Origin of the sequence: Streptomyces sp. H27-H5 (assembly GCF_026627505.1) — a bacterium.
Classification (GTDB): domain Bacteria; phylum Actinomycetota; class Actinomycetes; order Streptomycetales; family Streptomycetaceae; genus Streptomyces.
Window position 1 is genome coordinate 22,484 of the sequence record NZ_JAPNLK010000061.1, and the last position, 22,242, is coordinate 44,725.

The following is a 22,242-nucleotide window of genomic DNA, read 5'->3' on the forward strand; positions in this document are numbered from 1 at the left end:
CATGGCCGTCGAGAAGACCCTGCGGGTCGCCGTCGTGGGCGGGGGACCGGGCGGGCTGTACGCGGCGGCGCTGCTGGCCCGACAGGGCCACGCCGTGGAGCTGTGGGAGCGCAATGCCCCCGACGACACCTTCGGCTTCGGCGTGGTGCTCTCCGACGAGACCCTGGGCGGCATCGAACGGGCCGACGCGGTCGTCCACGCCGCCCTCAGCGCGGAGTTCGTCCGCTGGGACGACGTGGACGTCGTCCACCGCGGGCGCCTGCTGACCTCCGGCGGCCACGGCTTCGCCGCCCTCGGACGGCGCCGGCTGCTGGAGATCCTGCACGAGCGCTGCGCCGGCCTCGGGGTCCGGCTCCGCTTCCGGGCCGAGGCACCGGACGCCCGGCAACTCGCAGCCTCCCACGACCTGGTGATCGCGGCCGACGGGGTGCACAGCGCCACCCGGGAGAGCGGCGCCGGGCACTACGGTCCCAGCGTCACCCCCGGCCGCTGCCGGTACGTCTGGCTGGCCGCCGACTTCGCCTTCGAGTCCTTCCGCTTCGAGATCGCGGAGACCGAACACGGGGTCATGCAACTGCACGCCTACCCCTACGCCGCCGACGCCTCCACCGTGATCGTCGAGATGCGGGAGGAGGTGTGGCGGGCAGCCGGCCTCGACCTCGCCGACGAGGACGAGTCGGTGGCCCGCTGCGCCAAGATCTTCAGCGAGGCGCTGCGCGGCCGGCCCCTGCGCGGGAACCGCTCGACCTGGACCCGCTTCCACACCGTCGTCAGCGCGCGCTGGTCCCAGGGCAACGTGGCCCTCCTCGGCGACGCGGCGCACACCGCGCACTTCTCCATCGGATCCGGCACCAAACTCGCGGTCGAGGACGCGCTGGCCCTCGCGGAGGCCGTGGCGGCCGAACCGGACGTACCGGCCGCGCTGGCCGCGTACGAGGCGGCCCGGCGGCCCGCGGTGGCCAGCACCCAACGGGCGGCGGCCGCCAGCATGCGCTGGTTCGAGGAGATCGCCGGTTACGTCGACCAGCCCGCCCGGCAGTTCGCCTTCAACCTGCTCACCCGCAGCCGGCGGGTGACCCACGACAACCTGCGGCTGCGCGACGAGCGGTTCACCGGCGCCGTGGAACGGGACTTCGGCTGCCCGGACGCGCACACCCCGCCGATGTTCACCCCGTTCACCCTGCGCGGACTCACCCTGCGCAACCGGGTCGTGGTCTCACCGATGGACATGTACTCGGCGCCCGACGGGACCGGCGTGCCCGGCGACTTCCACCTGGTGCACCTCGGCTCCCGCGCCCTGGGCGGCGCCGGGCTGGTCATGACCGAGATGGTGTGCGTGAACGCCGAGGGCCGCATCACCCCCGGATGCACCGGCCTGTACACCGCCGAACAGGCCGCCGGCTGGCGGCGGATCGCGGACTTCGTCCACACCGGCGCGCCCGGCGTCGCCCTCGGCGTCCAACTCGGCCACTCCGGCCGCAAGGGATCGACGCGCCTGATGTGGGAGGGCATGGACGACCCCCTCCCCGAGGGCAACTGGCCCCTGGTCGCGGCCTCCGCCCTGCCCTACCGGCCGGGGATCTCCGCTGTACCGCGCGCCCTGGACGCCGAGGACCTGTCGGCGATCCGCTCGGACTTCGCGGCGGCCGCCGTCCGGGCCGCCGACTGCGGCTTCGACCTGCTGGAACTGCACTGCGCGCACGGCTACCTGCTCTCCGGGTTCCTCTCCCCGCTCACCAACCACCGCACCGACGCGTACGGCGGGCCGCTGGAGAACCGGCTCCGCTTCCCGCTGGAGGTGTTCGACGCGGTCCGCGCGGTCTGGCCCGACGACCGCCCCATGACGGTCCGGCTCTCCGCCACCGACTGGGCCCCCGGAGGCACCACGCCCGAGGACGCCGAACGGATCGCCGCCGCCTTCGTCGCCCGCGGGGCGGACGCCATCGACGTCTCGACCGGCCAGGTCGTGGCGGACGAGGCCCCGGAGTACGGGCGCTCCTACCAGACCCCGTACGCCGACCGGATCCGCAACGCCCTCGGGGTCCCCGTCATCGCCGTCGGCGCGATCTCCTCCTGGGACGACGTCAACTCGCTGCTCCTCGCGGGCCGCGCCGACCTCTGCGCGGTCGGCCGCCCCCACCTGTACGACCCGCACTGGACCCTGCACGCGGCCGCCGACCAGGCGTACCAGGGCCCGGCCGCGCCCTGGCCGGCCCCGTACCGCGCCGGCAGCCGCACACCCCCGACGGGTCGCGGCTGACCCGAGGCCCGCGGCCCCCCGCCCGCCGTCAGGGGGCGGGCGGGGTCGCGGGCGCCCGGTTCAGCGGGCGAGGGCCACGGCCCGGTCCTCGACCGGGACGTACCCGATCCGGAGGTAGACCCCGTTGCTCGTGGGGTTGGCGAGGTCGGTGAACAGCAGGACCTCCGAGGCGCCGGACGCGTACGCCGCCCCGCTCGCGGCGTACGTCACCGCGGCGGCGTACCCCCGTCCGCGCGCGCCCGGCGGGGTGTACACCGGCCCCACCCGCACGGTCCCGCTCGCCGGGCGGGTGAAGCCCGCCAGGGAGACCGGGTCCCCGGCGTCCTCCCACAGCAGGAGACCCTCGTGGGTGAGCCGGTCGCGCACCCAGGCCTCGGAGACGGACCCGGGCGGATCCACCTCCACGTGGAACGCCTCCAGCCAGGCCGACAGCAGCGGGATGTCCGCCGCGACGGCGGCCCGGACCCGCCCCGAAGGTCGCGGCGAGGGCGCCACGAGGGCGTCGAGCCGGTACAGGCGCTGATGCTCGGTCACGACGGGGCGCCCCCACGCCGCCGTCAGCGCCGCCACGTCCCGCCGGCGGCCGTTGAAGCCCCTGATGCCCCGCAGCGCCGGCTCCGTCCCCAGGGCCGAGGCGAGGTCCCGCACCGCCTCCGGGGGCAGCGCGCCCGTCAGCAGGGGCCGCGGCGGCGTGCACAGCAGGGCCCCGGCGACGGTCCCGTCGGGGCCGGTCCACCAGCCGTAGAACGGGTCCTCCTCGCCGAAGGCGTGGGGGCCGCGCCGTTCCAGGGCCTCGGACACGGTCAGCAGCAGGGTGTTGGCTACGGGCCGCGCGGCCACGGCGGGGCGCGCGGCGGCCAGGAACGCCGTCAGGTCGGAGCCGAAGGTCCACGTCATGGCCCATGGTGGCGCGGCCCGACGTCGCCCCGCAGCCGGTTTTCCGCCGGGGAGGGCCCGCGACCTACGCTTCCACGAAGCCCGCGCCGACGTCCCGCAGCCGGGCGTGCAGCTCGGCGAAGACCGCCGCCGCCCGGTCCCCGGGCCAGTCCGCCGGGAGCAGCTCCCGGGGCAGCCCCGGGTCGGCGTACGGGAGCCGCCGCCAGGTGTCCAGCGCGAGCAGATAGCCCCGGTAGGCCTGCTCGGGGGTCGGGGCGGGACCCGACTGGAGGGACCGCAGGACCGGCTCGTGCAGGTCCAGGAACTCCTCGTGCTGCTTGGCGAGGGCGGCCAGGTCCCACCACCGGGCCACGGCCTCGGAGGTTGGGGCGAAACCCAGGTGCGCGCCGCGGAACAGTTCCACGTACGTCGTCAGGTGCAGCCGCTCCAGCGTCCGCCCGGTCTCCCCGTGCAGGTGCGCGGGCGCGATCCACACGCCCGGCGCGACCGAGCCGAAGCCCAGCCGGGCCAGTCGCGAACGCAGCAGGTGACGGTTGTGCCGCTCCTGCTCCGGTACGGAGAACACCGCGACCAGCCACTCCTGCGACAGGCGCGGGGAGCCGTAGATGCGCCGGTCGCCGTCCTCCAGGAGCAGGCGGGCCTCCGAGGACAGCTCGTAGCCGGCCGACCCGTCGGCGGCGCGCGCGGGCAGCAGGAAGCCGCGCCGCTTCAGCCGGGACACCGACGAGCGGACGGACGGCGCGTCCACGCCGGCCGCGCCCAACAGGCGGATCAGCGCGGACACCGGGACGGCGCCCTCGAAGGCCCGCCCGTAGGCGCCGTAGAACGTGACGATCAGGGATCGCGGAGTGTGCTGCTCGACCACGGGTTCACTCTAGATCGCGCAGCCGGAACCGCTGAAGTTTTCCGGTCGCGGTCCGCGGGAGGGCGGGCAGGAAGACGAACGAGCGCGGGCACTTGTGCGGGGCCAGTTCCTCGCGCATGAAGGCCCGCAGCGCGTCCTCGGTGAGGACCGCGCCGTCCCGGGGGACGGTGTACGCCACGACGATCTGACCGCGCCGGTCGTCCGGTCGGCCGACCACGGCCGCCTCCGCCACGTCGGGGTGGCGCAGCAGGGCCTCCTCGACCTCCGGTCCGGCGATGTTGTAGCCCGAGGAGATGATCATGTCGTCGGCGCGGGCGACGTACCGGAAGTACCCCTCCGCGTCGCGTACGTAAGTGTCGCCGGTCAGGTTCCAGCCGTCCCGTACGTAGTCCCGCTGCCGGGGGTCCGCCAGGTACCGGCAGCCCACCGGGCCGCGGACGGCCAGCAGCCCCGGCACGTCGTCCGGCACCGGCCGGCCGGCCGCGTCCACCACCCGGGCCTGCCAGCCGGGCACCACCCGGCCGGTCGCACCGGGCCGGATGTCCTCGTCGGCGGCCGAGACGAAGATGTGCAGCAGCTCCGTGGCGCCGATCCCGTTGATGATGCGCAGCCCGGTCCGCTCGTGCCAGGCCCGCCAGGTGGCGGCGGGCAGGTTCTCGCCCGCGGAGACGCAGCGGCGCAGCGCGGAGAGGTCGTACGCGCCGGTGTCGTACGGGCCCAGGGTGTCCAGCATCGACCGGTAGGCGGTGGGCGCGGTGAACAGGACGGTGACCCGGTGCTCGGCCAGCGCGGGCAGCAGGGCGCGCGGGGCCGCCTGCTCCAGCAGCAGCGCGCTGGCCCCGGCACGCAGCGGGAACACCACCAGGCCGCCGAGGCCGAAGGTGAAACCGAGCGGCGGACTGCCCGCGAACACGTCGTCGGGGCGGGGGCGCAGCACATGGCGGGAGAAGGTGTCCGCCACGGCGAGCAGGTCCCGGTGGAAGTGCATACAGCCCTTGGGACGCCCGGTGGTGCCGGAGGTGAAAGCGATCAGGGCCACGTCGTCCGCGGAGGTCTCCACGGGCGGGAAGGGCTCGGGACGTCCCTCGACGAGCCGCAGCAGGTCGTCGGGGGCCTCGCCGCCGTAAGGGGTCACGCGCAGCCCTGGCACCTCGGCCTTCACCAGGTCGTCCAGCGCGTCCACGTGGCACAGCGCGTGGCCCACCCGGGCCATCGCGCAGACCGTGGCCAGTTCCTGGGACCGCTGCCCGGCCAGCACGGTCACGGCCACCGCGCCCGCCCGCATCACCGCCAGCCAGCAGGCGGCGAGCCACGGCCCGGTGGGTCCGCGCAGCAGCACCCGGTTGCCGGGGACCACACCCAGATCGATGGTGAGGACGTGGGCGATCCGCTCGACGCGCTCGCGCAGCTCCCCGTACGACCACACCGCGCCGGCGCCGTCGCGGAAGGCCGGACGGTCGGGCCCGAACCGGGCGATGGTGGCGTCGAGCAGTTCGGCGCCGCAGTTCAGGCGGTCCGGGTAGGCCAGCTCGGGCAACTCGAAGAGCAGGTGCGGCCAGGCGTCCGCGGGTGGCAGATGGTCACGGGCAAAGGTGTCGACGTGAGCGGAAGGCATGAGCTCCAAGGCGGGTTCGCCCCCTTGCGACGGTCCGGCCCCGGTGTGGGGGGCCGGCCCCTGCTGTATGGAACCGAATGTATGGAACCGAACGGGGTGGAGCTGTCCGTGCGTGGGCAACACGAGCGTATCGTGATGGTGACGGCAGTCAACAGGACGCGATAGATGCGGGGACATTCGGATGACCGGATTCGCGCTCGAAGCGGAAGACGAGCAATGGTGCGGGCGGTTGCGCGCACTGTCGACCGAGCGGCTGAGGCCGCTGGCCGAGAAGGGGGAGGCGGGCCGGGTGAACCGCCCGCTGCTCGCGGCACTGGGTGAAGAGGGCCTGCTGGAGCGGGTGTTCACCTCCGGCGCCCTGCACCTGTGCCTGCTGCGGGAATCCCTCGCCTACGGCTGCACGGAGGCGGAGACGGCGCTCGCCCTCCAGGGGTTGGGCGCCCACCCGGTACTGAGCGCCGGCAGCCCGGCCCAGCGGGAGCGCTGGCTGCCCGGCGTGCGGGAGGGCCGGCTCGTGGCGGCGTTCGCGCTGAGCGAGCCGGGGGCCGGCTCGGACGCGGCCGCACTGACCCTGGCCGCCGAGCGGGACGGCGAGGGATGGCTGCTGCGCGGCGAGAAGCGCTGGATCTCCAACGCCCCCGAGGCGGACTTCTACACCGTCTTCGCCCGAACGGGTGAGGGCTCGGGTTCCCGGGGGATCACGGCCTTCCTGGTGCCCGCCGACCGGCCCGGCCTGACGGGCGAGGCCCTGGAGATGCTGTCCCCGCACCCGATCGGCGCGCTGACCTTCGACGGGGTGCCGGTTGGGCCGCAGGACGTGCTGGGGGAGCCGGGGCGCGGCTTCAGGGTCGCGATGGACACCCTCAACCGGTTCCGGCCCAGCGTCGGCGCCTTCGCCGTCGGCATGGCGCGGGCGGCCCTCGACGCGACGCTGGCGCACACGGCGGGCCGGACCGCCTTCGGCGGGGTCCTCGCCGACCTCCAGGCGGTCGCGCACCGGGTGGCGGAGATGGCGACCCGCGTGGAGGCGGCCCGCCTGCTGGTCTACGCGGCCGCCGGCGCCTACGACAGCGGCTCGCCCGAGGTCCCGCGCCGGGCGGCCATGGCGAAGCTGCTGGCCACCGAGACCGCCCAGTACGTGGTGGACCACGCGGTCCAACTGCACGGGGCCGTCGCCCTCCAGCGGGGGCACCTGCTGGAACACCTGTACCGGGAGGTGCGGGCGCCGCGGATCTACGAGGGGGCCAGCGAGGTGCAGCGCACGATCATCGCGAAGGAGCTCTACCGGGAGGTGGCGGGATGAGCCTGGAACGCCACAACCCGCATGAGCTCTCCCCGGCGACCGGCTTCTCGCACGCCGTGGCCATGACGGGCGGCCGGCTCGTCTTCCTGGCGGGCCAGACCGCGCTGGACGGTTCCGGCAAGATCGTGGGAGAGAGCCTGCCGGAACAGTTCGAGCGGGCGCTCTCCAACCTGCTGGCGGCCCTGGCGGCGACCGGCGGTACCCCCGGGGGGTTGGCCCGGGTCACCGTCTACGCGGTGGACGTGGCCTCGTACCGGGAGCATGCCGGTGAACTGGGCCGCATCTGGCGCCGGTTGGCGGGGCGGGACTATCCGGCGATGGCCGTCGTCGGGGTGGTCCGACTCTGGGACGAGGAGGCGCTGGTCGAGCTCGACGGCATCGCCGTCCTGCCGTGATTTTGACAGCGACCCGAAGCCGGGGGAATGTGGATAAGACCGTTTTGGCATGCTTCGCCATCAACACTCGGAGGTGCATGGACATGCGCCGTGGGTTCGTTGCGGCAGCCGTGACAGGGGCGGCCGGGCTCACGCTCGGTCTGATGCCCGTCAGTGGCGCCTTCGCGACAAGTCTTCCGACAGGCCTTCCGCAAACCGACTGGTGTTCCGACTCGCGGTACGGCGAGTGGTCCGCCTGCTGCGACCCCGCACGCGGCAACTACCGGCCTGGCTGGTGCTGGGACAACAGCGGTCGCAACGAAGGCAACTGGCGCGACGCCAGTTGGAACGATCCGAACTGGAACAACTGGAACAACTGGAACAACTGGAACAACGGCCGGTATGACAGCCGGTACGACGACGGTTGGCGCGACGGCGGCTGGAACAACGGCGGCAACGGCGGCTGGAACGACGACTGGCACGACGGCGGCCACGGGTACGACGGCCACCAGGGCAACTGGCACGACGGCGGCTACCGGAGCAACTGGCACCACTAGCCGTCGCCCCGGCGACCGGACCTCCGCTCATTCGGCCGGCAGGCGGCCCATCCACTCCTCGATGTCCGCCACGGACCTCGGCAGGGCGCCCGACATCAGTCGGGCGCCCTGCGCCGTCACGACCAGGTCGTCCTCGATGCGCACGCCGATGCCGCGCAGCTCCGCCGGCAGGGTCTCGTCGTCCGGCTGGAAGTACAGCCCCGGCTCCACGGTGAGTACCTGCCCCTCCTCCAGCGTGCCGTCCAGGTAGGTGTCGGCCCGCGCCTTCGCGCAGTCGTGGACGTCCAGCCCCAACATGTGGCCGCTGCCGCACAGGGTGTAGCGCCGGTGCAGGTCGCCCTCCGCGTTCTTGAGGACGCCCCACTCGGCGAGCCCCTCCGCGATCACCCGCATCGCGGCCCGGTGGAAGTCGCGGAAGCCCGCGCCCGGGCGCAGCGCCGCCATCCCGGCGTCCTGCGCGGCCAGGACCAGTTCGTACACCTGCCGCTGCACCGGCGAGAACCGGCCCGACAGGGGGAGAGTGCGGGTGATGTCCGCCGTGTAGAGGGTGTCCGTCTCGACGCCCGCGTCCAGCAACAGCAGCTCGTCGCGGTTCAACCGGCCGTCGTTGCGGATCCAGTGCAGGACGCAGGCGTGGGCGCCGGACGCGGCGATCGTCTCGTAGCCGGTGCCGTTCCCCTCGGCCCGCGCGCGCAGGCCGAAGACCCCCTCGATCCAGCGCTCCCCGCGCGGATGGGCCAGCGCGCGCGGCAGCGCCCGTACGACGTCCTCGAACCCGGCCGTGGTGTGGTCCACCGCCCGTTGCAGCTGCTCGACTTCCCAGGCGTCCTTGACCAGGCGCAACTCCGAGAGCGCGGCGGCCAGTTCGGGGTCGGAGGAGGCGTCGCGGGCGGGGGGTGAGCCGAGCGTGTCCAGGTGGGCGCAGCGCAGGCCGGTCAGCCGCTCGGTCTCCGCCAGGTCCGGGCGGCGTCCCACCCAGAACTCCCCGTACCGGCGGTCCCGGTAGAACTCCTCGTTGCCGTCGGCCCGCGGCGACCGGGGGCGCAGGTACAGCACGGCCTCGTGCCCGTGCGGACCGGAGGGCTCCAGCACCAGGACGTGACCCACCTGGTCCTCGCCGGTCAGGCCGGTCAGCCAGGCGTACGCGCTGTGCGGCCGGAAACGGTGGTCGCAGTCGTTGGAGCGCACCTTCAACTCGCCCGCCGGGACGATCAGGCGCTCGCCCGGGAAGCGCGCGGAGAGGCGGGCGCGACGGGCCGGGGTGACGGCGGACGCCCGTGCGGGGCCCCGGTCGGGGAGCGGGGTGGCGGTCCAGTCGCCGGCCATGAAGCGGGACAACTCCGGCGAGACGGGCAGGTCGTGGCTGCCGATGTGGAGGCCGGAGGGGGTGTCGGTCACGGGGGCTCCCTGAAGAAGAAGCGAACTGGTGGTCGCACAGGTCTTGTCAGTGCAATTTCACATTACTATGTTACAGCTCACACCGCGGCACGTTAATCCCCGTCAAACGCCGTGTGACGCAGGGCAGTTCACCGCAGGCAGTTCGCGCACCACTTCCCCCACCTCCCCTCCCCACCAGGAGTTCTCGGTGTCCCAGCACAGAGCTGTGCGTACGTCCCTCCTCTCCGCCGCCGTCGCGGTCACGCTCCTCGCCTCCGCCGGGCAGGCCGTGACCCGGGCGGCCGAGAACGGCACGACGGTTCCCGCGACCTTCGCGGCCGGCGCCCCCGCCGCCGACCCGACCGCGCCGAACCCCTTCGACGAGGTCGACCGCCTCGCCGATGCCCGGGAACCCGTGGCGGCCCCCGCCACCACCCCCGGCGGCCTCGCCGGCAAGGGCCGGATCCCCGGCGCCGCGCGCCCCACCACGTCGCCCCTCGACGCGGCCTCCGCCTCGGCCGGCGAGCGGTCGGAGAAGAGCCGCAAGGCGGCCGCCGCCCAGGCCGCGCCCACCACCCGGAACCAGGCCGTCGCCGTCCCCTGCACCCTCGACGGGATCACCGGCCTCTCGCCGGAACGTTTCGCCGACTTCCTCGGCGACCCGGCCGTCCTCGCCGACGGCTGTCTGCGCGGCCTCATCTGGACCTGGGACGCCCGCCTCGCGCCCGTCATGTCCGACGCCCACGTCCAGGCCGTCTCCCGCCGGATATCCGCCGCGGCCGCCGCCCACGACGGCCGCAACTCCTCGCACCTGGAGGAGATGTTCACCTACCTGCACGCCGTCGCCTACCACGACTACTCCCGCGACGAGATCGACGTCACCGACGCCCCGACCGTCGACGCCATGCGCCGCGCCGTCGCGGACTTCGCCGCCGCCGCCCACACCTTCGACGCCACCCCGACCAACGCCCGCACCCTGCGCGAGGCCCTCTACGCCGCGAGCGCCCCGGGCCTGCGGCAGCACCAACTCGGCCTGATCACCAAGGTGCTCGCCACCATGGACCCGGCGCACCCCGCGACCCACCAGGACGCCTCCTGGGGCGGCGCGGCCCTCGCGGCGCTCTCCGTCAACTACCTCGGCGTCTACCCGGGCAACCAGGACGCCGCCTTCCAGGCCGCGGTCTCCGCCGACCCGGCCTACCGCGCCGTGTTCAAGGCCTTCGGCGGCTACGTCCACCTCAAGGGCGGCGGCAACGCGTGGGTGGCCCGCGACGCGCTCGGCGAGTACGGCCGCTTCGGCCAGATCGACGCCCTCAAGAGCCAGGTCGTCGCCGACCTCGGCGCCCTGCTGGAACCGGTCAGGTCGGGCTTCGGCAACGGCAGCGAGCAGTGGGCCAAGATCGTCTCCTGGCTCAACTTCTACGAGGCGTGCAAGCCGTACGGGGTGTGCAAGGAGGACATCGAGAAGCAGCTCTTCCCCTACACGTACTCCTACGACAACGGCGGCATCAAGGTCCGCACCGCCCTCGACCGGGCCACCGTCGACCAGCTCTACTACGCGAGCAAGCAGGTCAAGTCCCAGTACCACCGGGTGCTCGGCACCGAACAGCCGCTCGCCGGCGACCCCAACACCACGCTGAACGTCGTGCTGTACGCCTCCCGCGCCGACTACGAGAACTACCACCCCATCCTCACCGGCTACGGCACCAACAACGGCGGCATCTACATCGAGAACGGCGCCACCTTCTACACCTACCAGCGCCGCGTCCCCCAGGACTCCTCCCTCACGCTGGAGGAACTGTTCCGTCACGAGTACACGCACTACCTCAACGGCCGCTACGCCGTACCCGGCTTCTTCGGCGAGGGCCCCTGGTACGAGGGCGACCGCACGACCGCCATGGACGAGGGAACGGCCGAGTTCTTCGACGGAGCCACCCGGGACAACGGCATCGCCGTGCGCAAGTCCCTGGTCAAGAGCGTCATCGCCGACACGGTCGGCGGCGGCCCCCGGATGACCGTGGAGCAACTGCTCAACGCCACCTACGACGGCGACGGCTTCCGCTTCTACAGCTACGCCGGCACCTTCTTCGAGTTCCTGTGGACCGAGAAGCCCATGCTGCTGCGCGAGATGTACACCCACCTGCGGGGCAACGACGTCGCCGCCTACGACGCCTGGCGCCACCGGACCGGCGCGGACACCTACCTCCAGCGCGACTACAACCGCTTCCTGGACGCGCAGATCGCCAAGGTGGACCAGCTGTACGTGCCGAACACCACCTTCACCGCCAACGACCGGCTGCGCGACTCCGCGCTCGCCTCGGTGAAGTCGACCTTCGCGACGGCCACGTACAACACCCCGGACTGCGTGGAGAACGGCGAGCCCGGCAAGCGCCGGTTCACCTGTACCGGCCGGATCACCGCGAACCTGAAGAACTGGCGCAGTGATGACCAGAACTTCAAGGACATGTCCGAGACGGTGGACTACTTCCTCCTCGACCGGGCGGGCGCGGCCTCCAACAACCTGGCCGACATGAACTGCTCCTTCGGCCCGGTGGAGATCTGGACCAACAAGGTGGCCGGGACCTCCCCCTACAGCTGTGAGGGACCGCTGCGCGACTGACCGACGCCGGTGGCCGGTCCCGTCGTGAACGGGGGGCGGGACCGGCCCCGGAGTGCCTAGGCACCCTATGAAGAATGTGACATATTACTGCCGTGCCCCAGAGACATTCCCTGGACGTCGTCGTCATCGGCGCCGGCGTCGTCGGCGCCGCGTGCGCGTACCACGCCGGCCGCGCCGGACTCTCCGTGGCCGTAGTGGACCGCGGCCCCGTGGCCGGCGGCACCACCGGCGCCGGCGAGGGCAACCTGCTCGTCTCCGACAAGGAGGCCGGGCCCGAACTCGACCTGGCCCTGCTGTCGGCGAGGCTGTGGCGCGAACTCGCCGAGATCCTCCCGCACGCCGTGGAGTACGAGGCCAAGGGCGGGCTGGTCGTCGCACCGGACGACACCACGCTGAAGGCCCTGCGCGCCTTCGCCGAGGGCCAGCGCGGCGCGGGCGTCGACGCCGTCGAGGTGGGCCCGCGGGAACTGCGGGAACTGGAACCCCACCTGGCCCCGGGTCAGGCGGGCGGCTTCCACTATCCGCAGGACGCCCAGGTCCACCCCGCGCAGGCGGCGGCGCGACTGCTCGCCGCCTCCGGCGCCCGGATCCACCTCGGGGAGGAGGTCACCGGGCTGCTCACGGAGGGCGGCCGGGTGTGCGGGGTGCGCACCGGCCGCCGGGAGCTGCGGGCGCCGGCCGTCGTCAACGCCGCCGGCACCTGGGGCGGGATGATCGCCGAACTCGCCGGGACCACCCTGCCGGTGCTGCCGCGCCGCGGTTTCGTCCTGGTGACCGAGCCGCTGCCGAGGGTGGTCCGGCACAAGGTGTACGCCGCCGACTACATCGCGGACGTGGCCAGCGGCTCCGCCGCCCTCCAGTCCTCGGCGGTCGTCGAGGGCACTCCTTCGGGGCCGGTGCTCATCGGGGCGACCCGGGAGCGGGTCGGCTTCGACCGGGGCCTGTCCACGCAGGCGCTGCGCCGGCTCGCCGCACAGGCGGCCGCGCTGTTCCCGGTACTGGCCGACGTACGGGTGCTGCGGACCTACCACGGCTTCCGGCCCTACCTGCCCGACCACCTCCCGGCGATCGGCCCCGACCCCCGGGCCCCCGGGCTGCTGCACGCCTGCGGCCACGAAGGCGCCGGCATCGGCCTGGCGCCGGCCACCGGGCTGCTGATCGCCGCGGCCCTGACCGGGACCGAACCCCCGCTGGACCCACGACCGTTCCGCCCGGACCGGTTCGGCCCCCCGGCCACCGGCGAACCGAAGGAGACCAGGTGACGACCGGCCCCACCGACCCGGACCGCCCGCCGCGGCGCTCCCTGCGCCGGCTGCTCCGCGGCCCCGCCCGGTCACCCCGCGACCTGGTCGGCGGCGCGCCCCGGGCCACGTACGTCCTGCGCTTCGACGGCCGCGAACTGCCCGCGAGCGCGGGCCAGAGCATCGCCGCCGCACTCTGGGGCGCGGGCGTCCTCGCCTGGCGCACCACCCGCGAGAACGGCGCGCCGCGCGGGGTGTTCTGCGGGATCGGGAGCTGCCACGACTGCCTCGTCACCGTCAACGGGCGCCCGAACCAGCGCGCCTGCCTGACCCCGGCCCGCCCCGGGGACACCGTCACCACCCAGGAAGGGACCGGCCGTGCCGAACTCGGCGTCTGACGGCGTGCCGTGCGACCTCGCCGTCGTCGGAGCGGGCCCCGCCGGGCTCGCCGCCGCCGTCACGGCCGCCGACCTCGGGCTGCGCGTCACCCTGCTGGACGCGGGGGAGCGGCCGGGCGGCCAGTACTACCGGTGCCCCGCGCCCGCCCTCGGCGCGGCCCGCCCCGAGGTGCTGCACCACGACTGGGCCGCCTTCGCCTCCCGCGAAGCCGCCCTGCGCGCCCACGCGTCGGCGGGCCGGATCACCCACCTCCCGCTCCACCACGTGTGGACCGTCGTCCCGGCCGGCGCCGAACTGCTGCTGCACGCCGTCGCCGGACCCGAGGAGGAGGCCGTCGCCGTACGGGCCCGCGCCGTGCTCCTCGCCACCGGCGCCTTCGAGCGGAACCTGCCCTTCCCGGGCTGGACGCTGCCCGGGGTGGTCGGGGCCGGCGGTGCGCAGGCCATGCTCAAGGGCGGGCTCGTGCTGCCGGGCCGGCGCATCGTCGTCGCCGGGAGCGGGCCGCTGCTGCTCGCCGTGGCCGGTTCCCTCGCGGCGGCCGGCGCCACCGTGCCGGCGGTGGTGGAGGCCGCCGCGTACACCGCGTACGCCGGACGGCTCCCCGCCCTGCTGCGCAACCCCGGCAAGCTCGGAGAGGCCGCCACGTACGGCGGGGCCCTGCTGCGGCACGGGATCCGGCTGCTCACCCGGCACGCCGTCACCGAGGCCCACGGCAGCGACCGGGTCGAGGCGGTGACCGTGGCCCGACTCGACCGGCAGTGGCGGCCGGTGCCCGGCACCGCCCGCCGCGTCCCCTGCGACGCCCTCGCCGTGGGCCACGGGCTGGTGCCGCAACTGGAACTGGCCACCGGCCTGGGCTGCGCCACCCGACTCGGGGCCGACGGAGCCGTCGCCCTGGAGGTGGACGCGCGTCAGCGGACCTCCGTGCCCGGCGTCTGGTCGGCGGGGGAGACCGGGGGCATCGGCGGCGCCCGACTGGCCCTGGTGGAAGGGGAGATCGCGGCCCACGCGATCGCCGGCCGGGCCGCCCCCGCCGTGCTCGTCCGACGCCGCGCCCGGCTCCGCGCGTTCGCCGAGGCGATGGGCGCGGCCCACCGCCCGGGGGCGGGGTGGCCCGGCCGGCTGCGGGAGGACACCGAGGTGTGCCGCTGCGAGGAGGTCCCCGCGGGCCGGATCCGCGAGGCGGTGCGCGACCTGGGCGCGCGGGACGCCCGTACCGTCAAACTGCTCACCCGGGCGGGGATGGGCTGGTGCCAGGGCCGGATGTGCGGCCCGGCCGTCGCCGCCCTCGCGGGGCGGGACCCGGATCCGGACCGCAGGCCGCTGTCCTGCCCGGTCCCGCTGCGCCGGCTCGCCGAACTGCCCGCCGAGGAAAGCTGATCGACCCCGATCCGGGATCCCGGGACCCTTGTGGGCTTCCTGCGCCCACTAGTAAAATGTCACACACCACTCTAGGGAGCTCTCATGACCCACGCGCACACCCCCGCGCCCGCCCGCACCCGCCCCTGGCACGGAATCATGGTCGCCACCGCACTGCCCCTGCGCGACGACCTGACCGTCGACCACGACGCCTACGCCGAACACGTGGCCTGGCTGATCGCCAACGGCTGCGACGGCGTCGTCCCCAACGGCTCCCTCGGGGAGTACCAGACCCTCACCGACGAGGAGCGGGCCCGGGTCGTCCGCACGGCCGTCGAGGCGGCCGGCGACGGCGAGCGGGTCATGCCCGGCGTCGCCGCCTACGGCAGCGCCGAGGCCCGCCGCTGGGCCGACCAGGCCGCCGAGGCGGGCGCGGGCTCCGTGCTGCTGCTGCCCCCCAACGCCTTCCGCGCCGACGAGCGGGCCGTACGGGACCACTACGCGCAGGTCGCCGGCGCGGGCCTGCCCGTCGTGGCCTACAACAACCCCATCGACACCAAGGTGGACCTGACCCCGGCCCTGCTGGCCCGGCTGCACGCCGACGGCAGCATCGTCGCCGTCAAGGAGTTCTCCGGCGACGTCCGCCGCGCCTACGAGATCGCGGAACTCGCCCCCGGCCTCGACCTGCTCGTCGGAGCCGACGACGTGCTCCTCGAACTCGCCCTCGCCGGGGCCGTCGGCTGGATCGCCGGCTACCCCAACGCCCTGCCGCGCTCCTGCGCCACCCTCTACCGGGCCGCGGTCGCGGGCGACCTCGACACCGCGCTGCCGCTCTACAAGTCCCTGCACAGCCTCCTGCGTTGGGACTCCAAGACGGAGTTCGTCCAGGCCATCAAGCTCTCCATGGACCTGGCCGGGCGCCCCGGCGGCGCCACCCGCCCGCCCCGGTTCCCGCTGACCGGCGAGACCGAGGCGGCGGTCCGGGCCGCCACCGAGAAGGCCCTCGCCGAAGGCCTCAACTAGCCCCCGGGGGGTCCACATGCGTACGCGACACATCTACCACGCGGTCGATTCGCACACCGAGGGCATGCCGACCCGGGTGATCACCGGCGGGGTCGGGGTGATCCCCGGAGCCACGATGGCGCAGAAACGGCTGCACTTCATCGAGCACCTCGACCACGTCCGCACGCTGCTCATGTACGAGCCGCGCGGCCACTCCGCGATGAGCGGCGCGATCCTGCAACCCCCCACCCGACCCGACGCCGACTTCGGCGTGCTCTACATCGAGGTGTCGGGCCTGCTCCCCATGTGCGGACACGGCACCATCGGGGTGGCCACGGTGCTGGTCGAGACCGGCATGGTGCCGGTCGTCGAACCGGTCACCACCGTCCGCCTCGACACCCCGGCCGGACTGGTGAGCGTGGACGTCCTGGTCGAGGACGGCGCCGCGCTCCGCGCCACCTTCACCAACGTCCCCGCCTTCGCCGTCGGCCTCGACCGCAAGGTCGAGGTCCCCGGCTTCGGCACCGTCACCCACGACCTCGCCTACGGGGGCAACTTCTACGCCTTCGTCGAACTCGACGCCCTCGGACTCCCCTTCGACCGCGCCCGCGGCGACGAACTGCTCGCCGCCGGCCTCGCCGTCATGGACGCCGTCAACGCCTCGGACGACCGGCCCGTCCACCCCGAGGACCCCTCCATCGCCGGCGTCAAACACGTCTACCTCGCCGCCCCCGGATCCGACGCCCGCCGCTCCCGGCACGCCATGGCCATCCACCCGGGCTGGTTCGACCGTTCGCCCTGCGGTACGGGCACCAGCGCGCGCATGGCCCAACTGCACGCCCGCGGCCTGCTGGAGCAGGGCGCGGACTTCGTCAACGAGTCCTTCATCGGCACCGAGTTCACGGGCCGACTGATCGGGGAGACCACGGTCGGCGGACTCCCGGCGGTCGTCCCCACCGTCACCGGACGGGCGTGGATCACGGGCACCGCCCAGTACTTCCTCGACCCGTCCGACCCCTTCCCCGGAGGGTTCCTCCTGTGACCACCGCGCCCCGCCCGGTCCACGCCGTCGACTACCACACCGCCGGCGAACCCTTCCGGATCGTCCGCGACGGCCTCCCGCCGATCCCCGGCGACACCGTCGCCGAGCGCTGCGCCACCGCCATCGGGCCCGGCGGCTCCGGGACGGCCCCACGCCGGGGCGCGCTGGACGACGTGCGGCGCCTGCTGGTGCGGGAACCGCGCGGACACGCGGGCATGTACGGCGGGTTCGTCGTGCCTCCGGACGACGACGGCGCCCACTTCGGGGTGCTGTTCTGGCACAAGGACGGCTACTCCACGGCCTGCGGGCACGGCGCGATGGCCCTCGGCGCCTGGGCCGTGGACAGCGGCCTGGTCCCCGCCCCGGACACCGGTGACGCGCACGTCCGCATCGACGTGCCCTCCGGACGCGTCGCCGTCACCGTGCACCGCGAGGCGGGCCGCACCACCGGGATCACCTTCCGCAACGTCCCGGCCCGGATCGGCGCCCGCAAGGTACCGGTGGCCACCACCCTGGGCCCGGTCGAGGTGGACCTCGCGCACGCCGGTGCCTGCTACGCCTCCGTCCGGGCGCGCGACCTCGGGCTGGACGTCTCCCGCGCCGCGCTGCCCGAACTGGTCCGCGCCGGACGGGAGATCAGGGCCGCCCTCGCCACCCACCCCGGGACCTGGCACCCCGACGGACCACTGCTCTCCGGGGTGTACGGGGTGATCCTCCACGAGGAGCTGCCGGACACCCCCCGAGGGCCGCACCAGCGCAACGTCACCGTCTTCGCCGACGGGCAGGTCGACCGCTCGCCCTGCGGCTCCGGGACCTCGGCCCGGCTCGCACTGCTGGCCGAGGACGGTCGGCTGGGCCCGGGGGAGGAACTGCTGCACGAATCGGTCCTGGGAACGCTGTTCACCGGCCGGCTCGTGCCCGGGACCGCCCCCGTCACCGAGGTCACCGGCACCGCCCACCGCACCGGCGAACACACCTTCACCATCGACCCGCACGACGACCTGGGCACCGGGTTCCTGCTGTGATCCCCCAGTGGTCCGCCGCGCGGATGACCGCACTGCTCACACCCGCCGCGGCGGCGGACGCCCTGGCCGACGCGCTGCGGGCCGGGCTCGACCCCGAGACCTGCCCGCACCGCACCGCCCTGCCCGTGCCCGGCGGGGAACTGCTGCTGATGCCGGCCGCGTTCGGGGGGTACGCCGGCGTGAAGATCGCCGGGGTGGCGCCCGGGAACCCCGCGCGGGGCCTGCCCCGGATCACCGGCTCGTACCTGCTCCTCGACGGGCCCACACTGCGCCCGCTCGCCCTCTTCGACGGGGCCGCCCTGACCGCACTGCGCACCCCGGCGGTGTCGGCGCTCGCGCTGCGGTACCTCGCCCCGGGGGACCGGCCGGCGCGCATGGTCCTCTTCGGGTGGGGTCCGCAGGCGTACGGACACCTCGAAGCCGTCCTCGCCGAGCGCGAAGTGGCGGACGTCGTGGTGGTGGCCCGGGATCCGGCCGGCGCCGCGAGACTGGCCGCGCACGCCCGCGCCCTCGGGGCCGCGGCCCGGACGGGCACGGCGTCGGCGGTGGCGGAGGCCGACCTGATCGTCTGCTGCACCACGGCCCGCGCGCCCCTCTTCGACGGCCGGCTCGTCGCCCCGGGCGCCACCGTCGTCGCCGTGGGCTCCCACGAGCCGGACGCCCGGGAGACCGACAGCGCCCTCGTGCGGCGCGCGGTCGTGTACGTGGAGGCGCGGGCGGCGGCCCTGCGCGAGGCGGGTGACCTGCTGATCCCGGAGGCGGAAGGCCTCCTCGGGCCCGGGCACGTCGCGGGCACCCTGGCCGACCTGGTCGCGGGACGCGTCCCGCCGCCGGGGCGGGCGGATTCCCCGCGACTCTTCAAGAGCGTGGGCATGGCCTGGGAGGATCTTGCCGTGGCGGCCGCCCTGTTCCGGGCCGCCGGGGGGAGCGGCGCAACGTGACATTGTACGCTGGCCTCTGCTCGCCGCTGGTGTAGTGGTCTCGGAGGAAACGCAATGGGTGACCTGAAGCAGCACAGTCTCATCAAGGCCCAGGAACGACTCCGGGACCAGGTCGGCCATGCCCTGCGAGCCGCACTGATCGCGGGCGAACTGCGCCCCGGCAGCGTGTACTCCGCCCCCGGCCTCGCCGCCGAGCTGGGCGTCTCGGCCACCCCGGTGCGCGAGGCCATGCTCGACCTGGCCCGCGAGGGACTGGTGGAACCCGTCCGCAACAAGGGCTTCCGCATCACCGAGGTCAGCGAACGCGACCTGGACCAGTACACCGAACTGCGCACCATGATCGAGGTGCCGACCATCGGCCGGATCACGGAGATCGCCACCGCCGAGCAACTGGAGGCGCTGCGCCCCGTCGCGTTGGAGATCGTCACCAGCGCCCGGGAGCACAACCTCATCGGCTACCTGGAAGCGGACCGCCGCTTCCACCTGGGCCTGCTGGCCCTCGCCGGCAACGACCGGCTCGTCGAGACGGTCGGCGACCTGCGCAAGCGCTCCCGCCTCTACGGCCTGACCGGCCTGGACGAGGCCGGGAAGCTGGTCTCCTCCGCCGAGGAGCACATCGAACTGCTCGACCTCATGATCAGCGGTGACGCCGAGGCCGCCCAGGCGTGCATGGTCCGCCACCTCGGCCACGTGCGTTCCCTCTGGGCGCAGGGCCGCGACGAGCCGGTGGGACGCACGCCGGGCCGGCTCGGCTCCGGCGTCTGACACCGCCCCGCACGCACACGGGGCCGCTCCGTGTCGCCCGGCCCGTGTGGCCCGGCGTCGCGTGGTCCGGCCGCGTCCGGTCGACCCCGCGCGGTCCGGTGCTCCCGGCCCCCGGGATCAGGGGCGGGAGCCGCCGCCGGTGACGCGGCTCCACAGGGAACGGGTGGCGCCGAAGCCGCTCTCGTGCGCCCAGACGTGGGTGCAGCCCGGGCACTGGAGGTGGAGCAGGCTCCCGTTGTTGGAGAGCAGGTAGCGCCAGTGGGCGGAACACGTCCGCCGCTCCCCGCACGGCACGCAGTCGCGGTCGTCCGCGCAGCTCGGGCAGGGCACCCAGGCGCGGCGCCCGGGATCCGCCTGCGGGTCAAGCGGCAGCACGGCCGCCCCCGCGCGGGGAGAGCACGCCGGCCGCGACGAGCCGGTCGTGCACGCGCTGCTGCTCCTCGTCGAGGCCGGAGTACAGCAGGTCGTACGCCGCTTCTTCGCCGCGGAGCACCTCGACGGGATCCCAGTCGTCGCCGAGGGCGTCCAGGACGTGCGCCCGGCGGAGCACCTCGTGCGCGGTGAGGTCGACGTCGAACCCGACGAGCGCCGGGTCGGTCGGGCCGGTGGAGGGGGTGGGGTCATGTGGGGGCATACGGTCGAACTTAGGTAACCCTTCCTTCTCGCGGCAAGAGGGGGTGGGGCATGTCACAGCGGGTCGGCGGCCCCCTCGGCGGTCTGTCGTCGACGCCTTTTGAACACGGCTGGGTAACGGCGTGACGGAACCCTTGTCAGTGCAATTTCACATTACTATGTTACCGGTCACATCGTAGAGCGCCCCTCACTGGAGTGACCCATGACCCAGCGCACCCAACTCGCCCTCGCCACCGCTCTGGTGGCGGCACTCGCCGTCGGCGCCTCGGGTTGCTCCGACGCCGGCGGCAAGGGATCCGCCGGCGGCCCCGCCGCCAACCCCGCCGCCGCCAACGAGGGCAAGACGCTCGGCGGCACCCCGACCAAGGGCGGCACCCTGACCGTCCTGTCCAACCAGGACTTCTCCCACCTCGACCCGGCCCGCAACTGGACGATGCCGACCATGGACTTCGGCACCCGCCTGCTCTACCGCACGCTCGTCACCTTCAAGGCCGAACCCGGCAAGGCCGGCAGCGAGTTGGTCCCCGACCTCGCGACCGACCTCGGCACCCCGTCCGACGGCGGCAGAACCTGGACCTTCACCCTCAAGGAAGGCGTCAAGTACGAGGACGGAACCCCCGTCCGGGCCCAGGACGTCAAGTACAACGTCGAGCGCTCCTTCGCCCCCGACCTGACCGGCGGACCCGACTACGCCGCCCAGTACCTGGCCGGCGGCGAGAGCTACAAAGGCCCGCTCCAGGGGCAGCACCTCGACTCGATCAAGACGCCCGACGACCGCACGATCGTCTTCCGACTCAAGCGCCCGGTCGCCGACTTCTCCGCCACCGCCACCCTGCCGACCTTCGCGCCGGTCCCGCAGTCCAAGGAGGCGGGCACCCGCTACGACGCCCGCCCCTTCTCCTCCGGCCCCTACAAGATCGAGTCGTACGACCGGGACAAGAAGCTGGTCCTGGTCCGCAACGAGCACTGGGACGCCCGCACCGACACCGTCCGCAAGGCCTACCCCGACCGCTTCGTCGTCGTCATGGGCCTCAAGGGCGGCCAGATCGACGACCGCATCATCGCCGGGGAGGGGGCGGACGCCTCCGCCGTCCAGTACTCCGACATGCGGCCCGAGAGCGCGCCCAAGGTCCTGCCCAAGGCGGACGTCAAGGCCCGACTGCTCGCCGAGTCCCAGGGCTGTACGGAGATGCTCCACCTCAACAACTCCCGCGCCCCCTTCGACGACCCCCGGGTCCGCGAGGCCATGCAGTACGCGGTCGACAAGGAAGCGGTGGTCACGGCCGGAGGCGGCCCCGCCCTCAACGAGGTGGCCACCGCGTACCTGCCCCCGGCCCTCTCCGGCGGCCGGCAGGCCGACACCCTCAAGATCCCGCCCGCCGGCGACCCGGCCAAGGCCAAGGAACTCCTCAAGGCCGCGGGCAAGGAGAAGCTGAAGGTGTCCTTCGCCGTCTCCACCGGCGACAAGGGCAAGGCCGAGGCCATCCAACAGGGCCTGTCCCGGGCGGGCGTCGAGGTCGTCATCGACACGATCGACCCGGGCGCGTACTACGACGTCATCGGCGACCTCTCCACCACGCCCGACATGACCCTCGCGGGCTGGTGCCCCGACTACCCCTCCGGTTCCACCTGGATCCCCTTCGTCTTCGACGGGCGCACCGTCAAGGAGAAGGGCAACCAGGGCAACTACAGCCAGTTCCGCGACGAGGCGACGACGAAGCGGATCGACGAGATCAACGCCATGGCCGACGCCGGGCAGGCCGAACGGGCCTGGATCGCACTCGACGCGGAGATCATGAAGAAGTCCCCCTCCGTCCCGGTCCTGCTGGAACGCAAGCCCCTGCTCATCGGCACCAACATCGCGGGCGCCTTCGGCCACCCGGTGTGGACCGGCACCGTCGACTACGCCGCGATCGGCCTCAAGGACCCGTCGAAGAGTCGGGGTTGAGGCCCGACGGACACCCGGA

Annotated in this window: 20 protein-coding genes; 14 read left to right on the forward strand and 6 right to left on the reverse strand. The window is 73.9% G+C overall.

Annotated features, from left to right (window positions below):
• The first annotated feature begins 1 nt into the window (after position 1).
• Positions 2 to 2,260 (forward strand): bifunctional salicylyl-CoA 5-hydroxylase/oxidoreductase, encoded by a 2,259-nt coding sequence (locus OTB19_RS27185; RefSeq protein WP_267801136.1) that lies wholly within the window; start codon positions 2 to 4, stop codon positions 2,258 to 2,260.
• Between the two features lie 60 nt (positions 2,261 to 2,320).
• On the opposite strand, the gene OTB19_RS27190 is transcribed toward OTB19_RS27185, so the two are convergent.
• From OTB19_RS27190 to OTB19_RS27200, 3 genes are all read right to left on the reverse strand, one after another.
• Entirely contained in the window at positions 2,321 to 3,157 is an 837-nt protein-coding gene (locus tag OTB19_RS27190) for a GNAT family N-acetyltransferase (protein ID WP_267801137.1), read from the reverse strand.
• A gap of 64 nt (positions 3,158 to 3,221) precedes the next feature.
• A complete protein-coding gene (locus tag OTB19_RS27195; protein WP_267801138.1) occupies positions 3,222 to 4,022 on the reverse strand; it encodes a PaaX family transcriptional regulator C-terminal domain-containing protein in 801 nt (266 codons plus the stop codon).
• Positions 4,023 to 4,026: 4 nt separating this feature from the next.
• Positions 4,027 to 5,637, reverse strand: a complete 1,611-nt coding sequence (locus OTB19_RS27200; RefSeq protein WP_267801139.1) for an AMP-binding protein — start codon at positions 5,635 to 5,637, stop codon at positions 4,027 to 4,029.
• A 181-nt stretch (positions 5,638 to 5,818) separates the two neighbouring features.
• Here OTB19_RS27200 and OTB19_RS27205 point away from each other — a divergent pair, with 181 nt between their 5' ends.
• The 3 genes from OTB19_RS27205 (at position 5,819) to OTB19_RS27215 (ending at position 7,871) form a co-directional block, all read left to right on the forward strand.
• The gene (locus tag OTB19_RS27205) at positions 5,819 to 6,940 is read left to right on the forward strand and encodes an acyl-CoA dehydrogenase family protein (protein ID WP_267801140.1); all 1,122 of its coding nucleotides are present in this window, start codon (positions 5,819 to 5,821) and stop codon (positions 6,938 to 6,940) included.
• Positions 6,937 to 7,335, forward strand: a complete 399-nt coding sequence (locus OTB19_RS27210) for a RidA family protein (protein WP_267801141.1) — start codon at positions 6,937 to 6,939, stop codon at positions 7,333 to 7,335. The genes OTB19_RS27205 and OTB19_RS27210 overlap by 4 nt, the downstream gene beginning before the upstream one ends.
• A 143-nt stretch (positions 7,336 to 7,478) precedes the next feature.
• Positions 7,479 to 7,871: a hypothetical protein gene (locus OTB19_RS27215; protein WP_267801142.1), complete on the forward strand. Its 393-nt coding sequence runs from the start codon at positions 7,479 to 7,481 to the stop codon at positions 7,869 to 7,871.
• 27 nt (positions 7,872 to 7,898) lie between these two features.
• Here OTB19_RS27215 and OTB19_RS27220 read toward each other — a convergent pair whose 3' ends face one another.
• The gene (locus OTB19_RS27220; protein ID WP_267801143.1) at positions 7,899 to 9,269 is read right to left on the reverse strand and encodes an aminopeptidase P family protein; all 1,371 of its coding nucleotides are present in this window, start codon (positions 9,267 to 9,269) and stop codon (positions 7,899 to 7,901) included.
• A 187-nt stretch (positions 9,270 to 9,456) separates the two neighbouring features.
• Between OTB19_RS27220 and OTB19_RS27225 the strand changes: the two genes are divergently transcribed.
• The 9 genes from OTB19_RS27225 to OTB19_RS27265 all read left to right on the forward strand — a co-directional run bounded on the left by OTB19_RS27225 (position 9,457) and on the right by OTB19_RS27265 (position 19,642).
• Positions 9,457 to 11,868 (forward strand): collagenase, encoded by a 2,412-nt coding sequence (locus OTB19_RS27225; RefSeq protein WP_267801144.1) that lies wholly within the window; start codon positions 9,457 to 9,459, stop codon positions 11,866 to 11,868.
• 92 nt (positions 11,869 to 11,960) lie between these two features.
• The gene (locus tag OTB19_RS27230; RefSeq protein ID WP_267801145.1) at positions 11,961 to 13,130 is read left to right on the forward strand and encodes an NAD(P)/FAD-dependent oxidoreductase; all 1,170 of its coding nucleotides are present in this window, start codon (positions 11,961 to 11,963) and stop codon (positions 13,128 to 13,130) included.
• A 41-nt stretch (positions 13,131 to 13,171) separates the two neighbouring features.
• Positions 13,172 to 13,507 carry a (2Fe-2S)-binding protein gene (locus tag OTB19_RS27235; RefSeq protein WP_420716917.1) on the forward strand — a complete coding sequence of 112 codons (336 nt, stop codon included), beginning with the start codon at positions 13,172 to 13,174 and terminating at the stop codon, positions 13,505 to 13,507.
• Positions 13,488 to 14,888, forward strand: a complete 1,401-nt coding sequence (locus OTB19_RS27240; RefSeq protein WP_267801146.1) for an NAD(P)/FAD-dependent oxidoreductase — start codon at positions 13,488 to 13,490, stop codon at positions 14,886 to 14,888. Before OTB19_RS27235 ends, OTB19_RS27240 begins: the two co-directional genes overlap by 20 nt.
• 84 nt (positions 14,889 to 14,972) lie before the next feature.
• Entirely contained in the window at positions 14,973 to 15,890 is a 918-nt protein-coding gene (locus tag OTB19_RS27245) for a dihydrodipicolinate synthase family protein (protein WP_267801147.1), read from the forward strand.
• 16 nt (positions 15,891 to 15,906) lie between these two features.
• Positions 15,907 to 16,911, forward strand: coding sequence for a proline racemase family protein (locus OTB19_RS27250; protein ID WP_267801148.1), 1,005 nt, complete (start codon positions 15,907 to 15,909; stop codon positions 16,909 to 16,911).
• Entirely contained in the window at positions 16,908 to 17,936 is a 1,029-nt protein-coding gene (locus OTB19_RS27255) for a proline racemase family protein (protein ID WP_267801149.1), read from the forward strand. Before OTB19_RS27250 ends, OTB19_RS27255 begins: the two co-directional genes overlap by 4 nt.
• 23 nt (positions 17,937 to 17,959) lie before the next feature.
• Entirely contained in the window at positions 17,960 to 18,877 is a 918-nt protein-coding gene (locus tag OTB19_RS27260) for an ornithine cyclodeaminase family protein (protein WP_267801150.1), read from the forward strand.
• A gap of 54 nt (positions 18,878 to 18,931) precedes the next feature.
• Positions 18,932 to 19,642, forward strand: a complete 711-nt coding sequence (locus OTB19_RS27265; protein ID WP_267801151.1) for a GntR family transcriptional regulator — start codon at positions 18,932 to 18,934, stop codon at positions 19,640 to 19,642.
• A 117-nt stretch (positions 19,643 to 19,759) separates the two neighbouring features.
• On the opposite strand, the gene OTB19_RS27270 is transcribed toward OTB19_RS27265, so the two are convergent.
• Both OTB19_RS27270 and OTB19_RS27275 read right to left on the reverse strand, forming a co-directional pair.
• Positions 19,760 to 20,017, reverse strand: coding sequence for a hypothetical protein (locus tag OTB19_RS27270; protein WP_267801152.1), 258 nt, complete (start codon positions 20,015 to 20,017; stop codon positions 19,760 to 19,762).
• Complete coding sequence (locus tag OTB19_RS27275; RefSeq protein WP_267801153.1) at positions 20,004 to 20,276, reverse strand: DUF6400 family protein; 273 nt, start codon at positions 20,274 to 20,276, stop codon at positions 20,004 to 20,006. Before OTB19_RS27275 ends, OTB19_RS27270 begins: the two co-directional genes overlap by 14 nt.
• A 201-nt stretch (positions 20,277 to 20,477) precedes the next feature.
• Between OTB19_RS27275 and OTB19_RS27280 the strand changes: the two genes are divergently transcribed.
• Entirely contained in the window at positions 20,478 to 22,223 is a 1,746-nt protein-coding gene (locus OTB19_RS27280) for an ABC transporter substrate-binding protein (protein ID WP_267801154.1), read from the forward strand.
• Positions 22,224 to 22,242 lie beyond the last annotated feature (19 nt).

Excerpts from the sequence above, each read along its gene's own strand:
- OTB19_RS27185 (WP_267801136.1), top strand. The coding sequence starts at position 2 with ATGGCCGTCGAGAAGACCCTGCGGGTCGCCGTCGTGGGCGGGGGACCG.
- OTB19_RS27190 (WP_267801137.1), bottom strand. The coding sequence starts at position 3,157 with ATGACGTGGACCTTCGGCTCCGACCTGACGGCGTTCCTGGCCGCCGCG.
- OTB19_RS27200 (WP_267801139.1), bottom strand. The coding sequence starts at position 5,637 with ATGCCTTCCGCTCACGTCGACACCTTTGCCCGTGACCATCTGCCACCC.
- OTB19_RS27205 (WP_267801140.1), top strand. The coding sequence starts at position 5,819 with ATGACCGGATTCGCGCTCGAAGCGGAAGACGAGCAATGGTGCGGGCGG.
- OTB19_RS27210 (WP_267801141.1), top strand. The coding sequence starts at position 6,937 with ATGAGCCTGGAACGCCACAACCCGCATGAGCTCTCCCCGGCGACCGGC.
- OTB19_RS27215 (WP_267801142.1), top strand. The coding sequence starts at position 7,479 with ATGCCCGTCAGTGGCGCCTTCGCGACAAGTCTTCCGACAGGCCTTCCG.
- OTB19_RS27245 (WP_267801147.1), top strand. The coding sequence starts at position 14,973 with ATGACCCACGCGCACACCCCCGCGCCCGCCCGCACCCGCCCCTGGCAC.
- OTB19_RS27250 (WP_267801148.1), top strand. The coding sequence starts at position 15,907 with ATGCGTACGCGACACATCTACCACGCGGTCGATTCGCACACCGAGGGC.
- OTB19_RS27260 (WP_267801150.1), top strand. The coding sequence starts at position 17,960 with ATGACCGCACTGCTCACACCCGCCGCGGCGGCGGACGCCCTGGCCGAC.
- OTB19_RS27265 (WP_267801151.1), top strand. The coding sequence starts at position 18,932 with ATGGGTGACCTGAAGCAGCACAGTCTCATCAAGGCCCAGGAACGACTC.
- OTB19_RS27275 (WP_267801153.1), bottom strand. The coding sequence starts at position 20,276 with ATGCCCCCACATGACCCCACCCCCTCCACCGGCCCGACCGACCCGGCG.
- OTB19_RS27280 (WP_267801154.1), top strand. The coding sequence starts at position 20,478 with ATGACCCAGCGCACCCAACTCGCCCTCGCCACCGCTCTGGTGGCGGCA.